Origin of the sequence: Streptomyces filamentosus (assembly GCF_014654895.1) — a bacterium.
Taxonomy (GTDB): domain Bacteria; phylum Actinomycetota; class Actinomycetes; order Streptomycetales; family Streptomycetaceae; genus Streptomyces; species Streptomyces filamentosus.
Window position 1 is genome coordinate 3,896,704 of sequence record NZ_BNBE01000001.1, and the last position, 20,552, is coordinate 3,917,255.

A 20,552-nucleotide genomic window follows, 5' to 3' on the forward strand; every position below is an offset into this window, starting at 1 on the left:
CCGTTTTCGGCCGCCTTGTCACCGGGGTACCCCTGCACGGGAGCGGCCCGGGTGGATAGGGTCCAGGCCAATGGGTGACCGCACGGGAGTGAACACGTACGGGGCCCGGCTGCGCAGGCGCGTCCGCCGGGCCCGCGTCGCGCTGCGCCGGACCGGTGTCGACTACTTCCGCGGCGGCACCTCCGACCGCCTCGCCCTCGCCGGCCTCCTCCTCACCGTCCCCGCCATCGTCTGCGGCACCGTCCTCGACCCCGTCTGGTGCTCCCCGGTCGCCCTCGTCCTGCCGATCGTGGCCGGCGGGCTGCTGCTGCGCCCCGCCAGCCTCCTCGCCCTGTACGCGGCGGCCGCCGGCGGCCTGATCGTCGAGTCCGCGATCCTCGGCCCGTACGGCGAGGGGCCCGCCCGCGTCACCCCCGGCACCGTCCTGGTGGTCGCCGCCTGCGGCCTCTTCGGCCTGCTCATCGCCCAGTTCCGGGCCCGCGTCGGAGTGCCCTGGCGGCGCGGCGGCACCATGCTCTTCGACCTGCGCGAGCGGCTCCGGGTGCAGAGCGCCCTGCCCCGGCTGCCGCGCGGCTGGCACCGCGAGATGGCGCTCCGCCCGGCCGGCGGCCAGTCCTTCTCCGGCGACTTCGTGGTCGCCGCCCGCACCCACGGCGGCCGCACCCTGGAGGTCGTCCTCACCGACGTCTCCGGCAAGGGCATGGACGCGGCCTCCCGCTCCCTGCTGCTCTCCGGCGCCTTCGGCGGCCTCCTCGGCTCGCTCCCGCCGCACGGCTTCCTGCCCGCCGCCAACGGCTACCTGCTCCGGCAGAACTGGGACGAGGGCTTCGCCACCTCCGTCCACCTCGTCCTCGACCTCGACTCCGGCGACTACGAGCTCTTCTCCGCCGGCCACCTGCCCGCGCTCCAGCTCCACTCCGGCACCGGCCGCTGGGAGGAGAAGGACGGCGACGGACCCCTCCTCGGCGTCTACGACGGCGCCGAGTTCCACCCGGTCAAGGGCACCCTGCACCCCGGCGACGTCCTCATGCTCTTCACCGACGGCCTGGTCGAGGCCGCCGACCGCGACCTCGCCGAGGGCATCGACCGGCTGACCGGCGAGGCCGACCGCTGCGTCCCCGGCGGCTTCGAGGGCGTCGCCTGGCACCTCATCGAGGCGGTCGCCAAGGACGTCAACGACGACCGCGCCCTCCTGATCATCTCCCGCCCCGCCTGAACGACGGTTCGTCACCCCCGGGTGGGGGCAAGGGGCTTGGTGGGACGATGGAGCCGCGGGGGGTGTCCGGAAAGCACGCCCCCGGGCCAGTGGAACCGACCGAGGGTGTGATCAGTTGTGGCCGTCTCGCTGCCGATGGTGCTGTTGTTGGCGATCGTCCTCGTGGTGATGATCCGAGGAGGCAGCCTCAAGGGGGGCCCGGCCGCCGTCGCCGTCCTCTTCGGCTTCTTCCTCGCCTTCACCGGCATGTCCGACGAGATCCAGACCTTCCTGGACTCCATAGGCCGGACGATCAGCGGCATCAAGTTCTGATCCGCCGGTCCCGGAAACGCCTCCGGGCCCGGTTCCTCAGTGAGGAACCGGGCCCGGAGGCGTACACAGAGCGGGCGACGGGAATCGAACCCGCGTAGCTAGTTTGGAAGACTAGGGCTCTACCATTGAGCTACGCCCGCACGGAACGCGCCGCAGGTCGGAACCGGCGCGGCACGGAAGCATCGTAGCCGGTCCGGAGCCGTCCGTGCACGCCCCCGGAAACAGGGGGCGTCGCAGCGTCCCCGTACATGTACCCTACGTGTCGCACCGACGGGGTGTGGCGCAGCTTGGTAGCGCGTCCGCTTTGGGAGCGGAAGGCCGTGGGTTCAAATCCCGCCACCCCGACCAGCACGATCCTCGCGATCCCCGACGGCTCCGACCTCGCGGGTTCTTGATCACGTTGTGGGCCCCGTCCCACGTGCGGTTACTATGCAAGCTGCGTGCCCGTGTGTCTTTCTGACCGGGCCCATCGGCCGGAACCGCCCCGCGCGGCCCGTCCGGAATCCAGGAATCAGCCACAAGGAGACCGAACCGTGAAGAGCGCCGTGGAGACCCTGAACCCGACCCGGGTTCGGCTCACTGTCGAGGTGCCCTTCGAGGAGCTCAAGGACAGCCTCGACGCGGCGTACAAGAAGATCAACCAGCAGGTCACGGTCAAGGGCTTCCGCAAGGGCAAGATCCCGGCTCGTGTGATCGACCAGCGGTTCGGCCGCGGCGCCGTGCTGGAGGAGGCCGTCAACGACGCGCTCCCGAAGTTCTACAACGAGGCCGTGAACGAGGCCGAGGTCAACCCGCTGGGTCAGCCCGAGGTCGACATCACGGAGCTGAAGGACGGCGAGCTGCTGGCCTTCACCGCCGAGGTCGACGTCCGCCCGACCATCGAGATCCCGGACTACTCCGGCATCGAGGTCGAGGTCGACGCCATCGAGGTCACCGACGAGGACGTCGAGAAGTCCGTGGAGCAGCTCCGCGAGCGCTTCGCGTCCACCAACCCGGTCGAGCGCGCCGCCGCCGAGGGCGACGTCGTGACGGTCGACCTGACCGCCAAGGTCGACGGCGAGGTGCTGCCCGACGGCATCGCCGACGGCGTCTCGTACACCATCGGCTCCGGCGAGCTGCTCGACGGCATCGACGCCGCCGTCACCGGCCTGGAGGCCGGCGGCGAGGCCACCTTCACCTCCGAGCTGAAGGGCGGCTCGGCCGCGGGCAAGGAGGCCGAGGTCACCGTCAAGGTCACCGCCGTCGCCGCCCGCGAGCTCCCCGAGCTGGACGACGAGTTCGCGCAGATGGCCTCGGAGTTCGACACCCTCGACGAGCTCAAGGCCGACAGCCGCAAGCGCCTCGAGAACATGAAGCAGTTCGACCAGGCCACCCAGGCCCAGGAGCGCGTCCTGGAGAAGTTCCTGGAGCTGGCGGAGATCCCCGTCCCCGAGAAGCTCCTCGAGGACGAGGTCAACACCCGCAAGCACAACCTGGAGCACCACCAGCTCGGCCAGATGGGCCTGAGCCTGGAGAAGTACCTGGAGCTCCAGGGCAAGACGGTCGAGGAGTTCGAGGCCGAGACCAAGGAGCAGGCGGTCAAGGGCATCAAGACCCAGTTCCTCCTCGACGAGCTGGTCTCCACGGAGAAGCTGAACGTCGAGCAGGACGAGCTCACCGAGCACCTGTTCCGCCGTGCCGCCTCCTCCGGCATGTCCCCCGACCAGTTCGCCCAGGCCGTCGTCCAGGGCGGCCAGGTGCCGATGCTGGTCGGCGAGGTCGCCCGCGGCAAGGCCCTCGCGGTCGTCGTCGAGGCCGCCAAGGTCGTCGACACCAACGGCGAGGTTGTGGACCTCTCCGACGACGAGGACGAGGTCGAGGCCGCCGCCGAGACGGTCGAGGCCGTCACCGGCGAGGCCGAGGCCGCCGAGGAGAAGTAGGCCCCACCAGGCCGACGCCGGGGCCCCGCGCCCCGCGCGCTTCCGTCGCGCCACGGGCCCGGACGCACAGCAGTGCGTCCGGGCCCGTGGACGTACCCGGCCCCTTTCATGCGCCCGTCGCTCACCTTGCGCTCCCAGCGAACAGTTCGGGAACCGGGATGGCGTTGTCCCACCTGCGCGTTAGGGTCCATGAATACGGGGGCACTGCCCTCAGAACGAGACGCGGAGACGGCCCGGGGCCGTCGGAGACGAGCAGGTGGATACGTGACGAATCTGAAGCCTTACGCCGCGGGTGAGCCGTCCATCGGTGGCGGCCTCGGCGACCATGTCTACAACCGGCTGCTCGGCGAGCGCATCATCTTCCTCGGCCAGCAGGTCGACGACGACATCGCCAACAAGATCACCGCCCAGATGCTCCTCCTGGCCGCCGACCCGGAGAAGGACATCTTCCTCTACATCAACAGCCCCGGTGGCTCGGTGACGGCCGGCATGGCCGTCTACGACACCATGCAGTACATCCCGAACGACGTCGTCACCATCGGCATGGGCATGGCCGCCTCCATGGGCCAGTTCCTGCTCACCGGCGGCACCCCCGGCAAGCGCTTCGCGCTGCCGAACACCGACATCCTGATGCACCAGGGCTCCGCCGGCATCGGCGGCACCGCCTCCGACATCAAGATCCAGGCCGAGTACCTCCTTCGCACGAAGAAGCGCATGGCCGAGATCACCGCGCACCACTCCGGCCAGACCGTCGAGGCGATCATCCGCGACGGCGACCGCGACCGCTGGTTCACCGCGGAGGAGGCCAAGGAGTACGGCCTCATCGACGACATCATCACGCACGCCGCGGGTGTTCCGGGCGGCGGCGGCACGGGCGCCTGAGCGCCGACGGCCCGCCGAAGAACCCCAGCCCCCCGCCGAACGCCACCAGGACGGTGAACACCCACATGCAGAACAACCTCTCCCCGAGCGGCCTGTACACCGGCGCGCCGATGGACAACCGCTACGTCGTCCCGCGCTTCGTCGAGCGCACCTCGCAGGGCGTGCGCGAGTACGACCCGTACGCGAAGCTCTTCGAGGAGCGCGTGATCTTCCTCGGCGTGCAGATCGACGACGCGTCCGCCAACGACGTCATGGCGCAGCTGCTGTGCCTGGAGTCGATGGACCCGGACCGGGACATCTCGATCTACATCAACAGCCCCGGCGGCTCCTTCACCGCGCTCACGGCCATCTACGACACGATGCAGTTCGTGAAGCCGGACATCCAGACGGTCTGCATGGGCCAGGCGGCCTCCGCCGCGGCCGTGCTGCTCGCCGCCGGCACCCCCGGCAAGCGGATGGCCCTGCCGAACGCCCGCGTGCTGATCCACCAGCCGTCCGGCGGCACCGGCCGCGAGCAGCTCTCCGACCTGGAGATCGCGGCCAAGGAGATCCTGCGGATGCGCGACCAGCTGGAGACCATGCTGGCCAAGCACTCCTCGACGCCGATCGAGAAGATCCGCGACGACATCGAGCGCGACAAGATCCTCACGGCCGAGGACGCCCTCGCGTACGGCCTGATCGACCAGATCGTCTCCACCCGCAAGAGCACGGCCGCCGCCGCGCACTGACGTCCGACCTTCCCTGGCACGGCTCGTGTGGCCGAATCGCGACCATGTGAACCGTGCCAAGGGGGGCCCGAACGGGGGGCCCGGCAAGGTACCGTCGAATATGAGGCACCAGGAGTCGCTGAACCAAGCGGCTCCCAGGCGAAGGGGAAGCACCTCGTGGCACGCATCGGTGATGGCGGCGACCTGCTCAAGTGCTCGTTCTGCGGAAAGAGCCAGAAGCAGGTGAAGAAGCTCATCGCGGGACCCGGTGTGTACATCTGCGACGAGTGCATCGACCTCTGCAACGAGATCATCGAGGAGGAACTCGCGGAGACGAGCGAGGTGCGCTGGGAGGAACTCCCCAAGCCCCGCGAGATCTACGAGTTCCTGGAGGGTTACGTCGTCGGCCAGGAGCCGGCGAAGAAGGCCCTCTCGGTCGCTGTGTACAACCACTACAAGCGCGTCCAGGCCGGCGAGAACGGCGGCGCGCAGGGCCGTGACGACGCCATCGAGCTGGCGAAGTCCAACATTCTGCTGCTGGGTCCCACGGGTTCGGGCAAGACGCTCCTGGCCCAGACCCTGGCCCGCATGCTCAACGTCCCGTTCGCCATCGCCGACGCGACGGCGCTGACGGAGGCCGGCTACGTCGGCGAGGACGTCGAGAACATCCTGCTCAAGCTGATCCAGGCCGCCGACTACGACGTCAAGAAGGCCGAGACCGGGATCATCTACATCGACGAGATCGACAAGGTCGCCCGTAAGAGCGAAAACCCGTCGATCACGCGGGACGTGAGCGGCGAGGGCGTGCAGCAGGCCCTCCTGAAGATCCTGGAGGGCACCACGGCCTCCGTCCCGCCGCAGGGCGGCCGGAAGCACCCGCACCAGGAGTTCATCCAGATCGACACGACGAACGTGCTCTTCATCGTGGGCGGCGCCTTCGCCGGTCTGGAGAAGCTCATCGAGTCGCGGGCGGGCGCCAAGGGCATCGGCTTCGGGGCGACCATCCGCTCCAAGCGCGAGATCGAGGCGAGCGACCAGTTCCAGGAGGTCATGCCGGAGGACCTGGTGAAGTTCGGGATGATCCCCGAGTTCATCGGCCGCCTCCCCGTGATCACCTCGGTCCACAACCTGGACCGCGAAGCCCTCCTCAAGATCCTCGTCGAGCCGCGCAACGCACTGGTGAAGCAGTACCAGCGCCTCTTCGAACTCGACGGCGTCGAGCTGGACTTCGACCGCCCCGCCCTGGAGGCCATCGCCGACCAGGCCATCCTCCGCGGCACCGGCGCGCGCGGCCTGCGCGCCATCATGGAGGAGGTCCTCCAGTCGGTGATGTACGAGGTCCCCTCCCGCAAGGACGTGGCCCGCGTCGTCATCACCGCCGACGTCGTCCGCAACAACGTGAACCCGACCCTGGTCCCCAGGATCGTCAAGAACGACGGCCGCCACGAGAAGTCGGCGTAACCGCAGGCACGAAGCGAGGGGCGCCCCGCCGGAATCCGGCGGGGCGCCCCTTCGCGTGCGGTCGGTGCGTCAGAGCTTGACGCGGACTTCCTTGCGGAGCTTGGCGGCGATCGCGGCGACGTCGTCGATGGTGCCGCCCTTGCCGGTCATCATGTCGGCGATGTTGATGTGCATCACGTAGCCGACGGTGCTGTGGTCACCCCAGACGCAGACAGGCATGGTGACCTCCTTGGGGCCGAGGCCCCCGGACTCCGCGCCGGGCTTCGACTTGATCTCCTGGCACTTCATCACGGCGCCGTCGAGGCCCTCGGGCGTGACCGACTTGGGGTCGCCGACGAGCTGGGCCTCGGAGTCCTTCTCCTTCTCGGACTCGGCCTTCATGTTGGCGAAGAGGGCGTCGACAGTCTTCTCGGGGTCCTCGATCTCGCCCCAGACGCCACCGAACTGCAGAAGCTTGCCGCTCAGCGGGTTGCTCTCGTCCTTGACCTCCCACTGGGCGTTGGCACGCTGCGGGTTCTTGACGCCGAACTTCGCGGCGTCCTTGATGAAATCGTCGTCCTCGCTCTGGGCCTTGTCGCTGTTGGCCGACTTCTTGTACTCGCCCAGCACCGTCTCCGGCGTGACCAGCTTGTGCGGGCCGTCGTTCGCGACGGACGCGCCGCCACCGCCGCCGATCAGGAAGTACGCGCCGACTGCGATCGCCGCGACGACGGCGACCGCGCCGATGATCAGCGGGGTCTTGGACTTCTTCGGGGCCGGGGGGTGGGGCACGTAGCCGCCGGGGCCCTGGGGGGCGCCGTACTGCGGCTGCTGGCCGTAGGGGTTGGGCTGCTGCGGGTAGCCGTAGGGCTGCTGCGGCGGCACGCCCTGCGGGGCCTGCTGGGGGTAGCCGTAACCGGGCTGCGGGGCCTGCGGCTGGCCGTACGGGCCGGGCTGCTGGCCGTAGGGTCCGGGCTGCTGCGGCTGCTGGCCGCCGTACGGACCCGGCTGGTTGTAGCTCATCTACTGCTTCCCCTCACAGGACGTTTATGCGTAGCGAACATCCTGGCGGAAGGTGCCCCGTGATGGGGCGGCGGGGGTCACACCGTTACCGAACCATCGTGTTTCGGGACAGGGCCGCGACCCCCCTAAACTGGGCTCGTGACCGAGAACACTCAGCAGCAGACAGCAGCCACCGCCGAATTGCCGACCCAGTACACGCCGGCCGAGGTAGAGGGCCCGCTGTACGAGCGCTGGGTGGAACGCGGGTACTTCGAGGCGGACGCGAAGAGCGACAAGCCGGCGTACACCATCGTCATCCCGCCGCCGAACGTCACCGGCCAGCTCCACCTGGGCCACGCCTTCGAGCACACGCTGATCGACGCCCTCACCCGCCGCAAGCGCATGCAGGGCTACGAGACGCTGTGGCAGCCGGGCATGGACCACGCCGGCATCGCCACCCAGAACGTCGTCGAGCGCGAGCTCGCCAAGGAGGGCAAGTCCCGCCACGACCTGGGCCGCGAGGCGTTCGTCGAGCGCGTCTGGGAGTGGAAGGCCGAGTCCGGCGGCCAGATCGCCGGCCAGATGCGCCGCCTCGGCGAGGGCCTGGCCTGGAGCCGGGACCGCTTCACCATGGACGAGGGCCTGTCCCGCGCCGTCCAGACCATCTTCAAGAAGCTCTACGACGACGAGCTGATCTACCGCGCCGAGCGCATCATCAACTGGTGCCCGCGCTGTCTGACGGCCATCTCCGACATCGAGGTGGACTACCAGGACGACGACGGCGAGCTCGTCTCCATGCAGTACGGCGAGGGCGAGGACAGCATCGTCGTCGCCACGACCCGCGCCGAGACGATGCTCGGCGACACCGCCGTGGCCGTCCACCCGGACGACGAGCGCTACGCCCACCTGATCGGCAAGCGGATCAAGCTGCCGCTGACCGACCGCACCATCCCGGTCGTCGCCGACGCCCACGTCGACCCGGAGTTCGGCACCGGCGCCGTCAAGGTGACCCCGGCGCACGACCCGAACGACTTCGCCATCGGCCAGCGCCACGACCTGGAGTCCATCGAGGTCCTCGACGAGCGCGGCGTGATCACCGTCCACGGCCCCTTCCAGGGCCTGGACCGCTTCGAGGCGCGCTCCGCGATCGTCGCCGCCCTGCGCGCCGAGGGCCGGATCGTCGCCGAGAAGCGCCCGTACGTCCACGCCGTGGGCCACTGCTCGCGCTGCAAGACGACACTGGAGCCGCGCCTGTCGATGCAGTGGTGGGTCAAGGTCGAGACCCTCGCCAAGGCCGCCGGCGACGCCGTCCGCGACGGCCGGGTGGACATCCACCCCGCCGACATGTCGCAGCGCTACTTCGACTGGGTCGACAACCTCAACGACTGGTGCATCTCGCGCCAGCTGTGGTGGGGCCACCGCATCCCGGTCTGGCATGGCCCGGACGGCGAGCTGGTCTGCGTCGGCCCCGACGAGGAGCCGCCCACCGGCGAGGGCTGGACCCAGGACACGGACGTCCTCGACACGTGGTTCTCGTCCGGCCTGTGGCCGTTCTCCACGATGGGCTGGCCGGAGCGGACGCCCGACCTGGAGAAGTTCTACCCGAACTCCGTCCTGGTCACCGGCTACGACCTGATGTTCTTCTGGGTCGCCCGGATGATGATGTTCGGCCTGTACGCGATGGACGGGCAGCCGCCGTTCCGCACGATCGCCTTCCACGGCATGGTCCGCGACGAGTTCGGCAAGAAGATGTCGAAGTCGTTCGGGAACACGGTCAACCCGCTGGACTGGATGGACAAGTACGGCTCCGACGCCCTGCGCTTCACCCTGGCCAAGGGCGCCAACCCGGGCGTCGACGTCCCGATCGGCGAGGACTGGGTCCAGGCGTCCCGGAACTTCGCCAACAAGATCTGGAACGCGACCCGCTTCGCGATGATGAACGGCGCCACCATCGAGGGCCCGCTGCCGGACGCCTCCGAGATGTCGGCGACCGACCGCTGGATCCTGTCGCGCCTGGGCGAGACGGTCGCGCAGGTCGACGCGTACTACGACGACTTCCAGTTCGCGAAGCTGAGCGAGGCGCTCTACCACTTCGCGTGGGACGAGGTCTTCGCCTGGTACGTCGAGCTGTCGAAGACCACGTTCTTCGCCGGCGGCGAGGGCGCCAAGGTCTCCGGCCGGGTCCTCGGCGAGGTCCTGGACGTCATGCTGCGGCTGCTGCACCCGATCGTCCCGTTCGTCACGGACACCCTGTGGACCACGCTGACCGGCGGCGAGTCCCTCGTGATCGCCGACTGGCCGAAGGACTCGGGCTTCCGCGACGAGGCCGCCGAGAAGGAGATCGAGCTGGTCCAGCGGGTCGTCACCGAGGTCCGCCGCTTCCGCAAGGAGCAGGGCCTCCAGGACGCCCAGAAGGTGCCCGCCCGGCTGGACCTGGACGGCACCGCGCTGGCCGCGCACGAGGCGGCCATCCGCCAGATCCTGCGCCTCCAGCCGGAGGGCGAGGACTTCGAGGCCACCGCCTCCCTGCCGGTCGCCGGCGCGACGGTCTCGCTCGACCTGTCGGGCACCATCGACGTGGCCGCCGAGCGCAAGCGGCTCGCGAAGGACCTGGCCGCCGCCGAGAAGGAGAAGGCCCAGGCCGAGGCCAAGCTCGGCAACGAGGCGTTCCTGGCGAAGGCCCCCGACAACGTCGTGGACAAGATCAAGGGCCGGCTGGCCAAGGCGGACGAGGACATCGCCCGCATCCAGGCCCAGCTGAACCGCCTGCCGCAGGCGTAGCCCGTACGCGACAGGGGCCCGGGACCGTCACGGTCCCGGGCCCCTTCCGCGTGTCCGGGGCGGGTCAGGACCCGGTCGCCACCGGGCCGACGCCGGGTTCCAGGGGGGTGCCGGACACGGTGCCGAGCCGAACGGGAATGCGGACGAAGTGCCTGATGTCACAGCAGACGGGACTTCGGGTCCACGGCGTCGGGACCAAGGACCCTGGATGATGGAGGCATGCTCCGCCTCCCCTCCGTCTCCGCGCTCCGCCGCTGCGTGGACCGGTGGGCCGTCTCGCCCCGCGCCCTCGACGTGGTCACCGCGCTCAGCGCCTTCGGCCTCATGGTCCTGGACGTGCCGGGCCTGGCCCGGGCGGACAACTCCCTCACCGGCGTCACCGCCACCCTGGTCCTCGCGGCGGGCGCCGCGACCCTGGTGCTGCGCCGCCGGGCGCCCTGGGTGCCGTACGTGGTGGCGCTCGGCCTGATGGGCTGGCTCCACGAACTGACCATGATCCAGTTCGCGCTGTACTCGCTCGGCCGCTTCCGGGGCCGGCGGGTCGCGGTCGGCGCCACCGCGCTCTACATCGCCGTCGCGTACGGCCTCTTCCTGACGCCCGGCTGGCCCGCCCGGCACGGCGACACCCTCAGCGACTTCCTGAGCCTGGTCGTCCCGATCGGCGTCCTCGCGGCGGGCGTCGGCATCGCCGCGCACCGCCACGACCTGGTCCGCGCCCTGGAGGCGCAGCGGCGCGAGGCCGCCGCCCGGCAGGCCGTCCAGGAGGAGCGGATCCAGGTCGGCCGGGACGTCCACGACCTCGTCGGGCGCGAGCTGACCGTGCTCGCGGTCCGCGCCGAGGTGCTGGCCGTGCGGGCCAGGGGAGAGGCGCACCAGAAGGACTTCGAGGAGCTGGCCGACACCGCCCGGCGCGCCCACCTCATGCTGAACGAGACGATCGTGCGGCGCGCCGACGGGGAGGAGGCCACCCGGGGCCTGGAGGGCCTCGCGGACCTCGCCGCCGAGAGCGAGCGGATGGGCAGCCCCGTGGAGCTGCGCGTCGCCGAGGAGGCGAATGCGCTGTCGCCGCTGCGGCAGACGGCCGTCCACCGGGTCGTCCAGGAGTGCCTGACGAACGCGGCCAAGCACGCCCCCGGCCTGCCCGTCCGGGTCGTGATCGACGTGGTCGGCCCCGACCTGCGGATCGAGGTCCGCAACCCGCTGCCGAAGCAGCCGCCGGACCGCGCCCCGGTCTCCACCGGCACCGGCCTCGTCTCCATGCGCGAACGGGTCGCCAGCATGGGCGGCACCCTCACCACCACCCGGCGGGACGGCACGTACGGCGTGGAGGCCCGTCTCCCCGCGGGCCTCCACCGCTGACCCGCGGGTCCGCTCCCGCGCACGCACACGACCGCCGGACCCGCCCGCCGGCCCCGTCCGCCCCCGTGCGGCTCCGCCCCCTCCGCGTGCGGCTCCGCCCGCCGCGTGCGGCTCCGCCCCCGTACGGCCCCGTCCCCACCCAGACGGCCTACCGCGCCGACTCCGCCTTGCCCAGGACCCGCTGGAGGCCGTCGAAGTCCTCGACGCAGCGGCCCGAGCCGAGGGCGACGCAGTTCAGGGGGGCGTCCGCGACGAAGACCGGGATGCCCGTCGCCGAGGCCAGGCGCAGGTCCAGGCCCGGCAGCAGCGCCCCGCCGCCGGTCAGCACGATGCCGTGCTCCATCACGTCGCCGGACAGCTCCGGCGGGCACTCCTCCAGCGTCCCCCGCACCGCCGCGACGACCGCCTCCACCGGCTCGTCGAGGGCGGCCCGGACCTCGGGGACGGTGAGCTCCACCGTGCGCGGCAGACCGCTGACCCTCTCCCGGCCGCGCACGGTGAAGACGCTCCGCTCGAACTCCTCGCCGCCCGGCACCGGCCACGCCGAGCCGATCGCCACCTTCACGTCCTCCGCCGTCCGCTCGCCGATCAGCAGCGCGTGCTCCTTGCGGACGTGGTTGGCGACCGCCGTGTCGAAGCGGTCGCCGCCGACCCGCAGGGACTGCGCGGTGACGATCCCGCCGAGCGAGATCACCGCCACCTCGGTCGTGCCGCCGCCGATGTCGACCACCATCGAGCCGCGCGGGTCGGAGACCGGGAGCCCCGCCCCGATCGCCGCCGCCATCGGTTCCTCGATGAGGTGCACGGCCCGCGCGCCCGCCGAGGTCGCGGCGTGCACGATCGCCCGCCGCTCGACCGGGGTGACCCCGCTCGGCACGCAGACGACCATCCGGGTGCGGGGGCGCCGCCGCCCCGGCACCGCCTTGCGGACGAAGTGCCGGATCATCTCCTCCGCCGCCTCGTAGTCGCTGATCACCCCGTCCCTGAGGGGACGGATCGCGGTGATCGACCCGGGCGTCCGGCCGATCGTCTCCTTGGCCTCCGCGCCGACCGCGAGCGCGTGCCGGGAGCCCTCCCGGACCGCCACCACGGACGGTTCGTCGAGCACGATGCCCCGGCCGCGCGCGTAGAGGAGGGTGTTGGCCGTGCCGAGATCGATGCCTATGTCCATGATCGCCAAGTTTGCCGGGCGGCCCCGGCGGACGGCGGGCCGAAGGTCCCGAAAGGGGTGGGTCCATCGTCCTGTCGGTGCGCCTCCGTAGACTTGCCCCCGTGAGTGACCCGAGCGACCCGCGCGACCACGCCGACGAGCATGACGACGCCTTCGACGACCTCGTCGACGAAGCGACCGACCGCGACCCCGACCTGGCGGTGATCGAGGCCGGCAGCCGCACCCTGCGCGCGCTGGCCGGACCGCCGCAGGGCGACCCCGTGCCCAGCCGCCCGGAGGACCCGGAGCTGGAGAAGGCGCTGCGCGAGGTCGAGGCCGAGCTGGCGACCCGCTGGGGCGAGACCAAGCTGGACCCGTCGGTCCAGCGGATCGCCGCCCTGATGGACGTGCTGGGCGAGCCGCAGCGCGCGTACCCCTCGATCCACATCACGGGCACCAACGGCAAGACGTCGACCGCCCGCATGATCGAGTCCCTGCTCGGCGCCTTCGAGCTGCGCACCGGCCGCTACACCTCGCCGCACGTGCAGAGCTACACCGAGCGGATCAGCCTGGACGGCGCCCCGATCTCCGTCGAGCGGTTCATCGAGACGTACCAGGACGTCAAGCCGTACGTGGAGCTGGTCGACGCCCGGGAGGAGTACCGCCTCTCCTTCTTCGAGGTCCTCACCGCGATGGCCTACGCCGCCTTCGCGGACGCCCCCGTCGACGCGGCCGTCGTCGAGGTCGGCATGGGCGGCACCTGGGACGCGACCAACGTGATCGACGGCTCCGTCGCCGTCGTCACCCCGATCGACCTGGACCACACCGACCGCCTCGGCGAGACCACCGGCGCCATCGCCGGCGAGAAGTCCGGGATCATCAAGCAGGGCGCGACCGTCATCCTGGCCCAGCAGCCGGTGGACGCCGCCCAGGTGCTCCTGAAGAAGGCCGTCGACGTCGACGCGACCGTGGCCCGCGAGGGCATGGAGTTCGGCGTCGTCTCCCGCGAGGTCGCCGTCGGCGGCCAGCTGCTGACCCTGCGCGGCCTCGGCGGCGAGTACGACGACATCTTCCTGCCGCTGTACGGCGCCCACCAGGCGCACAACGCGGCCGTGGCGCTCGCCGCCGTCGAGGCGTTCTTCGGCATCGGCGCCGAGCAGGCCCGCAGCCTCGACGTCGACATCGTGCGCCGGGCCTTCGCCCAGACCTCCTCGCCCGGCCGCCTGGAGGTCGTCCGCTCCTCACCGACGGTCATCCTCGACGCCGCGCACAACCCCCACGGGGCCCGCGCCACCGCCGAGGCCGTCTCCGAGGCATTCGGCTTCTCCCGGCTCATCGGCGTCGTCTCCACCAGCGGCGACAAGGACGCCCGTGGGCTCCTGGAGGCCTTCGAGCCGATCTTCGCGGAGATCGTGATCACCCAGAACTCCACCTCCCGCGCCACCGACGCCGACGCGCTCGCCGCGGTCGCCGTCGAGGTCTTCGGCGAGGACCGGGTCGTCGTGGAGCCCCGGCTGCCCGACGCCCTGGAGGCGGCGATCACGCTCGCCGAGGAGGAGGCCGAGTACGGCGGCGCCGGCGTGCTGGTGACCGGTTCGATCTTCACGGTCGGCGACGCCCGGCTGCTGCTCAAGAGGGGCTGACCCGGACATGCGCACGCTCTGCTCCTCCACCCTCATCGGCGAGTTCTTCGTGATCGGCTTCGCCGGTCTCGTCGCCATGAAGGACGACTCCCTCACCACCTCCACCGTCTGGTGGGTGTGCGGCGTCGCCATGGTCCTGTCGGTGCTGCTCTGCGGGACGCTCACCCGTCCCGGTGGCGTCCAGCTCGGCTGGGCGCTCCAGATCGGGCTGATCCTCAGCGGCTTCTTCGTGCCCGTCATGTACTTCCTCGGGGCGGTCTTCGCCGTCCTCTGGTGGTGCTCGGTGCACTACGGGCGCAGGGTGGACGAGATCAAGGCCCGCTGGGCCGCCTCGAACGCCGCGGCCCAGGGCTCCGCAGGGCCTGACGCTGCGTGACGGAGGTCGGTGCGGGCCCTGTAGATTCATAGGCCCGCACACCCTCCCGAAGGAGTTCCCCCCGTGAGCCAGCGCACGCTCGTCCTGCTCAAGCCCGACGCGGTCCGCCGCGGTCTGATCGGCGAGATCATCGGCCGCATCGAGCGCAAGGCCGGCTGGACCCTCGCCGCCCTGGAGCTGCGCGAGCTCGACCAGGAGACGCTGGAGCAGCACTACGGCGAGCACAAGGGCAAGCCCTTCTACGAGCCGCTGATGGGCTTCATGTCCTCCGGTCCGGTCGTCGCGCTCGTCGTCGAGGGCGAGCGGGTCGTCGAGGGCGTCCGCCAGCTGGCCGGTCCGACCGACCCGATCGCCGCCGCCCCCGGTTCCATCCGCGGCGACTTCGGCACCATCGTCCGCGAGAACCTCATCCACGCCTCGGACTCCGAGGAGTCCGCCGCGCGCGAGCTGAAGATCTTCTTCCCCGGTCTCGTCTGACCCGGCCCGGCCTGACCCCGCGTCAGCCGAACAGCAGCCATGAGGTGGGGCGACCGAAGGAATTCGGCCGCCCCCAGGCATATGAACGCCAATCCCGGGAACGGATCGCCGCGTCCTACCGTCACCTAGTACAGAGGTGGACCAGCGCGCGCCATCCGCGTGAGCGGCACTACGATGAAAACTCTTCGCCGCACCACCCTCAGCCATGGGAAACAAGGGGAACTTCATGTCGTTCATCGGCCGTGACATGGCTGTCGACCTCGGGACCGCCAACACGCTGGTGTACGTCAGGGGTCGAGGCATCGTCCTCAACGAGCCGTCCGTCGTCGCGATCAACACCAACACCGGCGGGATCCTCGCGGTGGGTGCCGAGGCGAAGAAGATGATCGGCCGGACCCCCGGCAACATCGTCGCCGTGCGTCCGCTGAAGGACGGCGTCATCGCCGACTTCGAGATCACCGAGCGGATGCTCCGCTACTTCATCCTGAAGATCCACAAGCGGCGTTACCTGGCCCGCCCCCGGGTCGTGGTCTGCGTGCCCTCCGGCATCACCGGCGTCGAGCGCCGCGCCGTCATCGAGGCGTCCACCCAGGCCGGCGCCCGCCAGGTGCACATCATCGAGGAGCCCATGGCCGCCGCCATCGGCTCCGGCCTCCCCGTCCACGAGGCCACCGGCAACATGGTCGTCGACATCGGCGGCGGCACCACCGAGGTCGCGGTGATCTCCCTCGGAGGAATCGTCACGGCACAGTCCATCCGGGTCGCCGGCGACGAGCTGGACAACGCGATCATCCAGCACATCAAGAAGGAGTACTCGCTCCTCCTCGGCGAGCGCACCGCCGAACAGATCAAGATCACCATCGGGTCGGCCTACGACCTGGAGCAGGACGAGCACACCGAGATCCGCGGCCGCGACCTCGTCTCGGGCCTCCCCAAGACCGTCGTCATCTCCGCCGCCGAGGTCCGCAAGGCCATCGAGGAGCCGGTCAACGCGATCGTCGACGCCGTGAAGACCACGCTCGACAAGTGCCCGCCGGAGCTCTCGGGTGACGTGATGGACCGCGGCATCGTTCTCACGGGTGGCGGCGCCCTGCTGCGCGGACTCGACGAGCGGCTCCGCCGCGAGACCGGCATGCCGATCCACATCGCCGAGGACCCGCTGGACTCGGTGGCCCTGGGGTCCGGCAAGTGCGTCGAGGAGTTCGAGGCCCTCCAGCAGGTCCTCGACGCCCAGCCGCGCCGCTGACCCATCGGCCGGGCCCGAGCCCGTACGGTACGAACATCTGCACAACGAACCACGAGGAAGGGCACGGCCGCCGCACGTGAGGGACACACGAGAGAGCCGGCTGCTCCTGGTGCTGCTGGTCGCCATCGCGTTCGCGCTGATCACGGTGGACATCCGCGGCGGCCAGGAGTCGCCGGTCGACGGCGCCCGGCAGGCCGCCGCCGCCGTCTTCGGCCCCGTCGAGAACGGCGTCGCGGCGGCGGTCGACCCCATCGGCAACGCCATAGGCGCGGTCCGGGACTCCGGCGAACGGCACACCCGGATCGCCGCCCTGGAGAAGGAGAACGCCGAGCTGAAGGCGAAGCTCGGCAGCGACGACCGCAACCGCAACCGGCTGCGCGAGCTCGACTCCCTGCTCAAGACCGCCGGCGCCGGACAGTACGGCGTCAAGGGCGCCCAGGTCATCGCCATAGGAGCGGCCCAGGGCTTCTCCTGGACCGTCACCATCGACGTCGGCGCCCGCGACGGCATCCGGCGCGACATGACGGTGCTCAACGGCGCAGGACTGGTCGGCCGGGTCACCACCGTCGGCCCGTCCACCTCCACGGTCCTCCTCGCCAACGACCCCGACTTCACCGTCGGCACCCGCATGGAGAAGACCGACGAACTCGGCTTCGCCACCGGCCAGGGCGACCGCCCGCTGCTGGTCCAGCTCCTCAACGGCAAGGCCAAGGTGAAGGCGGGCGACCGGCTCGTCACCTTCGGCTCGCGCGCCGACAAGCCCTTCGTGCCCGGCGTGCCGGTCGGCGAGGTCGTCCGCGTCGACCCGGCGGGCGGCGGCCTGACCCGCAACGTCTACGTCCGTCCGTACGTCGGCTTCACCAAGCTCGACATCGTCGGCGTCGTCGTCCAGGCCCCCCGCTCCGACCCGCGCGACACCGTGCTCCCGCAGAAGCCGAAGCCCGCGCCGACCGTCACCGTCACGGTCACCGCGAAGCCGCCCGCCGAGGGCGAGCAGGCCCAGGGCGAGAAGGCCGACCGGCCGCTCCAGGACCAGCCGCTCGCGGACGAGGCCGAGAAGCCCGCCCAGGACCTGGCCCGGCAGCAGCCGCAGGACCCCCCGCAGGACGAGAACCAGCCGCAGGACCAGCCCCAGGACCCGAACGGCCAGGAGGACGCGACCCCGTGAAGTTCAACCGCATCCTCCTCTCCGCGACCCTGATCGTGGTCGCCCTCGTCGTCCAGGTCACCGTCCTCGCCCGGCTCCAGCTCCCCGGCGCCGTCCCCGACCTGGTCCTCCTGACCGTCGTCGCCCTCGCCCTCGTCCACGGGCCCGTCACCGGCTCGCTCGTCGGCTTCTCCGCCGGCCTGCTCGCCGACCTCGCGCCGCCCGCCGACCACGCCGCCGGCCGCTACGCCCTCGTGCTCTGCGTCGTCGGCTACCTCGTCGGCCTCGTCCGGCCCGAGAACGGCCGCTTCACCTCCGCCTTCGGCCCCATGGCCGCCGTCGTCGCCGCGGCCGTCGGCTCCACCCTGCTCTACGCGGGCGTCGGCGCCCTCGTCGGCGACACCGCCGCCCGCCACGTCGGCCTCGGCTCCCTGCTCTTCACCGCCGTGGTCTACGACCTGCTCCTCGCGCCGTTCACGGTGCCGCTCGTCATGGCCCTGGCCCGCCGCGCCGAGAACGACCCGGTCGCGGACGCCACCGGCGCGGGCGGCTCCGACGTCTCCTCCGGCTGGCTCTCCTCCGGCACCGGCCTGAGGATCGGCACCCAGCGCGGCGGCCTGCGCGTCAAGGCCGCCCGCACCCGCGCCACCCGCGCCGGACGCATCAAGGGAGTCAAGCGACTGTGACCGAGGGGGCACCGGCAGCATGAGCAACATCCCCGAGACCGGACGGACCCCCCGGGTCCAGACCAGGCTCGTCGTCATCCAGATCCTCGTCTTCTCGCTGCTGCTCACCCTGGGGGGCCGGCTCTGGTACCTCCAGATCCGCAACGGCAAGGAGTACACGGACGAGGCCAAGAACAACCACGTCCAGCAGGTCGTGCAGCCCGCCGTCCGCGGCTCCATCCTCGACGCCCGGGGCGTCCCGCTCGCCGACAACGAGACCCGCCTCGTGGTCTCCGCCTCGCGCACCGAGCTGATGAAGATGAAGGACGACGGCAAGGCCGTCCTCACCCGGCTCGCCGGCGTCCTCGACATGAAGCCCGAGGACGTCATCAACAAGATCCGGCTCTGCGACTCCCAGACGCCCAAGCCCTGCTGGAACGGTTCCCCCTACCAGCCGATCCCGGTCACGGACGAGGCCACCACCCAGCAGGCCCTCCAGATCCGCGAGCGCGCCGAGGACTTCCCCGGCATCACCGCCGAACCCACCGCCGTCCGCCGCTACCCGGCGCCCGGCGAGTCCCGCACCTCGCAGGTCCTCGGCTACCTCTCGCCGGTCACCGACGAGGAGATCGAGAAGGCCAAGGACACCGACTCGCCGTTCCTCCGCTCCGACCAGGTCGGCCGCTCCGGCCTGGAGCGCACGTACGACAAGGAACTGCGCGGCAAGGCCGGCGTCACCCGCTACGAGGTCGACAACCTCGGCCGCGTCATCGGCCAGGCCAAGTCCGACCCCGCCGTCCCCGGCTCCAACGTCGTCACCTCCATCGACGCCCGCGTGCAGGCGGTCGCCGAGTGGGAGCTGCACAACGCGATGGTGGAGGCCCGGAAGACGTACGACAAGAACACCAGCGAGAACTACAAGGCCGACGCCGGCGCCGTCGTCGTCATGGAGACGAAGACCGGCCGGATCGTCGCCATGGCCTCGCAGCCCGACTACGACCCCAACGCCTGGGTCGGCGGCATCTCCGCCAAGGACTACGCCGCCCTCACCGGCAAGAACTCCAACTTCCCGCTGCTCAACCGCGCCATCCAGGGCCAGGCCGCGCCCGGCTCCATCTTCAAGGTCATCCCGACCACGGCCGCGGTCAACGCCGGATACGAGTTCAACGGCCGCTACCCGTGCCCGTCCTCGTACTCCATCGGCAACCAGGTCTTCAAGAACTTCGAGTCCCAGGGCCACGGCAGCATCACGCTCGGCCAGGCCCTGGAGGTCTCCTGCGACACCGTCTACTACGCGCTGGCCCACCAGCAGTGGCAGAAGGACGGCGGCATGAAGCCCAAGGCCGACGCCAAGGACTGGTTCTACAAGACGGCCCACCAGTTCGGCCTCGGCGCCGTCACCGGCATCGACCTGCCCAACGAGGTCACCGGCCGCGTCCCCGACCGGAAGTGGAAGCAGAACTTCTGGGAGGCCAACAAGGACTACTGGTGCAAGATCGGCAAGCGCGGCGGCAGCTACGTCGAGCAGCTCTCCTACGAGAACTGCCTCGAAGGCAACCTGATGCGCGCCGGTGACTCGGTCAACTACTCCATCGGCCAGGGCGACACCCTCGTCACCCCCATCCAGATGGCCACCATCTACGCCGCCATCGCCAACGGCGGCACCCTGTGGAACCCGACCGTCGGCAAGGCGATCGTCAGCCCCGACGGCAAGAAGGTCACCGAGATCGCGCCGAAGTCCCACGGCAAGCTGCCCATGGACGCGAGCACGCAGAAGTTGATAGAGGAGGCCCTCGCGGGTGTCGCCACCCGCGGCACGGCCGCCTGGCGGTTCGGCGGCTGGCCGCAGGACAAGATCCCGATGCACGCCAAGACGGGTACCGCCGAGGTCTACGGCAAGCAGACGACCTCCTGGTTCGCCACGTACACCAAGGACTACTCGATCGTCATGACGATCGCCCAGGGCGGTACGGGCTCCGGCGCCTCCGGCCCCGCCGTGCGCAACATCTACGACGCCCTCTACGGCCTCGACGACGCGGGCAACCAGGACCTCAAGCGCGCCCTGCTGCCCACGCCGCAGAAGGCGCTCCCGAAGATCGACGCCGACGGCTCGATCGACGCCCCGAAGATCAAGCCGTACGACCCCGAGGCGCAGAAGGTCGACCCGGCCGAGGACGGCGCGGCCGCGCTCGCCGGACCGCCCGCCGCCACCGGGCGGAGGGACTGAACC

The 20,552-nt window shown here is 70.8% G+C and carries 17 protein-coding genes and 2 tRNA genes; 16 read left to right on the top strand and 3 right to left on the bottom strand.

Annotation, left to right across the window (positions count from 1 at the left end; all coding sequences use genetic code 11):
- Nucleotides 1-70: 70 nt before the first annotated feature.
- Together IE326_RS17515 and IE326_RS17520 are read left to right on the top strand one after the other, a co-directional pair.
- A complete protein-coding gene (locus tag IE326_RS17515; RefSeq protein ID WP_190041987.1) occupies nucleotides 71-1,216 on the top strand; it encodes a PP2C family protein-serine/threonine phosphatase in 1,146 nt (381 codons plus the stop codon).
- A 117-nt stretch (nucleotides 1,217-1,333) separates the two neighbouring features.
- Entirely contained in the window at nucleotides 1,334-1,528 is a 195-nt protein-coding gene (locus IE326_RS17520) for a hypothetical protein (RefSeq protein ID WP_030755475.1), read from the top strand.
- Nucleotides 1,529-1,597: 69 nt separating this feature from the next.
- On the opposite strand, the gene IE326_RS17525 is transcribed toward IE326_RS17520, so the two are convergent.
- Nucleotides 1,598-1,668 (bottom strand) — tRNA-Gly (locus tag IE326_RS17525).
- Between the two features lie 131 nt (nucleotides 1,669-1,799).
- Between IE326_RS17525 and IE326_RS17530 the strand changes: the two genes are divergently transcribed.
- The 5 genes from IE326_RS17530 to clpX all read left to right on the top strand — a co-directional run bounded on the left by IE326_RS17530 (nucleotide 1,800) and on the right by clpX (nucleotide 6,497).
- A tRNA-Pro gene (locus IE326_RS17530) sits at nucleotides 1,800-1,876 on the top strand.
- 185 nt (nucleotides 1,877-2,061) lie between these two features.
- A complete protein-coding gene (gene tig, locus IE326_RS17535; RefSeq protein WP_150228191.1) occupies nucleotides 2,062-3,447 on the top strand; it encodes a trigger factor in 1,386 nt (461 codons plus the stop codon).
- A gap of 264 nt (nucleotides 3,448-3,711) precedes the next feature.
- Nucleotides 3,712-4,329, top strand: coding sequence for an ATP-dependent Clp protease proteolytic subunit (locus IE326_RS17540; RefSeq protein ID WP_030755469.1), 618 nt, complete (start codon nucleotides 3,712-3,714; stop codon nucleotides 4,327-4,329).
- A gap of 65 nt (nucleotides 4,330-4,394) precedes the next feature.
- Nucleotides 4,395-5,057, top strand: a complete 663-nt coding sequence (locus IE326_RS17545) for an ATP-dependent Clp protease proteolytic subunit (RefSeq protein WP_030755466.1) — start codon at nucleotides 4,395-4,397, stop codon at nucleotides 5,055-5,057.
- Between the two features lie 156 nt (nucleotides 5,058-5,213).
- Nucleotides 5,214-6,497 (top strand): ATP-dependent Clp protease ATP-binding subunit ClpX, encoded by a 1,284-nt coding sequence (clpX, locus tag IE326_RS17550; RefSeq protein WP_150228190.1) that lies wholly within the window; start codon nucleotides 5,214-5,216, stop codon nucleotides 6,495-6,497.
- 69 nt (nucleotides 6,498-6,566) lie between these two features.
- Here the strand turns inward: clpX and IE326_RS17555 are convergent, their stop codons facing one another.
- A complete protein-coding gene (locus IE326_RS17555) occupies nucleotides 6,567-7,499 on the bottom strand; it encodes a hypothetical protein (protein WP_190041988.1) in 933 nt (310 codons plus the stop codon).
- 138 nt (nucleotides 7,500-7,637) lie between these two features.
- Between IE326_RS17555 and IE326_RS17560 the strand changes: the two genes are divergently transcribed.
- Both IE326_RS17560 and IE326_RS17565 read left to right on the top strand, forming a co-directional pair.
- Entirely contained in the window at nucleotides 7,638-10,259 is a 2,622-nt protein-coding gene (locus tag IE326_RS17560; RefSeq protein ID WP_190041989.1) for a valine--tRNA ligase, read from the top strand.
- A gap of 219 nt (nucleotides 10,260-10,478) precedes the next feature.
- Nucleotides 10,479-11,618, top strand: a complete 1,140-nt coding sequence (locus IE326_RS17565) for a sensor histidine kinase (protein WP_150228187.1) — start codon at nucleotides 10,479-10,481, stop codon at nucleotides 11,616-11,618.
- A gap of 148 nt (nucleotides 11,619-11,766) precedes the next feature.
- On the opposite strand, the gene IE326_RS17570 is transcribed toward IE326_RS17565, so the two are convergent.
- Entirely contained in the window at nucleotides 11,767-12,789 is a 1,023-nt protein-coding gene (locus IE326_RS17570) for a rod shape-determining protein (RefSeq protein WP_190041990.1), read from the bottom strand.
- A 101-nt stretch (nucleotides 12,790-12,890) separates the two neighbouring features.
- Between IE326_RS17570 and folC the strand changes: the two genes are divergently transcribed.
- The 7 genes from folC to mrdA all read left to right on the top strand — a co-directional run bounded on the left by folC (nucleotide 12,891) and on the right by mrdA (nucleotide 20,549).
- Nucleotides 12,891-14,411 carry a bifunctional tetrahydrofolate synthase/dihydrofolate synthase gene (gene folC, locus IE326_RS17575; protein ID WP_150228185.1) on the top strand — a complete coding sequence of 507 codons (1,521 nt, stop codon included), beginning with the start codon at nucleotides 12,891-12,893 and terminating at the stop codon, nucleotides 14,409-14,411.
- Nucleotides 14,412-14,418: 7 nt separating this feature from the next.
- Nucleotides 14,419-14,787 (top strand): DUF4233 domain-containing protein, encoded by a 369-nt coding sequence (locus tag IE326_RS17580; protein ID WP_030755437.1) that lies wholly within the window; start codon nucleotides 14,419-14,421, stop codon nucleotides 14,785-14,787.
- Nucleotides 14,788-14,850: 63 nt separating this feature from the next.
- A complete protein-coding gene (ndk, locus tag IE326_RS17585; RefSeq protein ID WP_150228184.1) occupies nucleotides 14,851-15,264 on the top strand; it encodes a nucleoside-diphosphate kinase in 414 nt (137 codons plus the stop codon).
- Nucleotides 15,265-15,490: 226 nt separating this feature from the next.
- Nucleotides 15,491-16,510: a rod shape-determining protein gene (locus tag IE326_RS17590; protein ID WP_019886273.1), complete on the top strand. Its 1,020-nt coding sequence runs from the start codon at nucleotides 15,491-15,493 to the stop codon at nucleotides 16,508-16,510.
- 76 nt (nucleotides 16,511-16,586) lie between these two features.
- The gene (mreC, locus tag IE326_RS17595) at nucleotides 16,587-17,678 is read left to right on the top strand and encodes a rod shape-determining protein MreC (RefSeq protein ID WP_190041991.1); all 1,092 of its coding nucleotides are present in this window, start codon (nucleotides 16,587-16,589) and stop codon (nucleotides 17,676-17,678) included.
- On the top strand, nucleotides 17,675-18,343 hold the full coding sequence (gene mreD / locus IE326_RS17600) for a rod shape-determining protein MreD (RefSeq protein WP_190041992.1): 669 nt from the start codon (nucleotides 17,675-17,677) through the stop codon (nucleotides 18,341-18,343). Before mreC ends, mreD begins: the two co-directional genes overlap by 4 nt.
- 19 nt (nucleotides 18,344-18,362) lie before the next feature.
- Nucleotides 18,363-20,549 (top strand): penicillin-binding protein 2, encoded by a 2,187-nt coding sequence (mrdA, locus tag IE326_RS17605; protein ID WP_150228181.1) that lies wholly within the window; start codon nucleotides 18,363-18,365, stop codon nucleotides 20,547-20,549.
- Nucleotides 20,550-20,552 lie beyond the last annotated feature (3 nt).

Bases quoted from the DNA above. Each gene is read 5' to 3' on its own strand.
- IE326_RS17515 (WP_190041987.1), top strand. From the start codon at position 71: ATGGGTGACCGCACGGGAGTGAACACGTACGGGGCCCGGCTGCGCAGG.
- IE326_RS17545 (WP_030755466.1), top strand. From the start codon at position 4,395: ATGCAGAACAACCTCTCCCCGAGCGGCCTGTACACCGGCGCGCCGATG.
- IE326_RS17555 (WP_190041988.1), bottom strand. From the start codon at position 7,499: ATGAGCTACAACCAGCCGGGTCCGTACGGCGGCCAGCAGCCGCAGCAG.
- IE326_RS17565 (WP_150228187.1), top strand. From the start codon at position 10,479: ATGCTCCGCCTCCCCTCCGTCTCCGCGCTCCGCCGCTGCGTGGACCGG.
- IE326_RS17570 (WP_190041990.1), bottom strand. From the start codon at position 12,789: ATGGACATAGGCATCGATCTCGGCACGGCCAACACCCTCCTCTACGCG.
- IE326_RS17580 (WP_030755437.1), top strand. From the start codon at position 14,419: ATGCGCACGCTCTGCTCCTCCACCCTCATCGGCGAGTTCTTCGTGATC.
- IE326_RS17590 (WP_019886273.1), top strand. From the start codon at position 15,491: ATGTCGTTCATCGGCCGTGACATGGCTGTCGACCTCGGGACCGCCAAC.
- mrdA (WP_150228181.1), top strand. From the start codon at position 18,363: ATGAGCAACATCCCCGAGACCGGACGGACCCCCCGGGTCCAGACCAGG.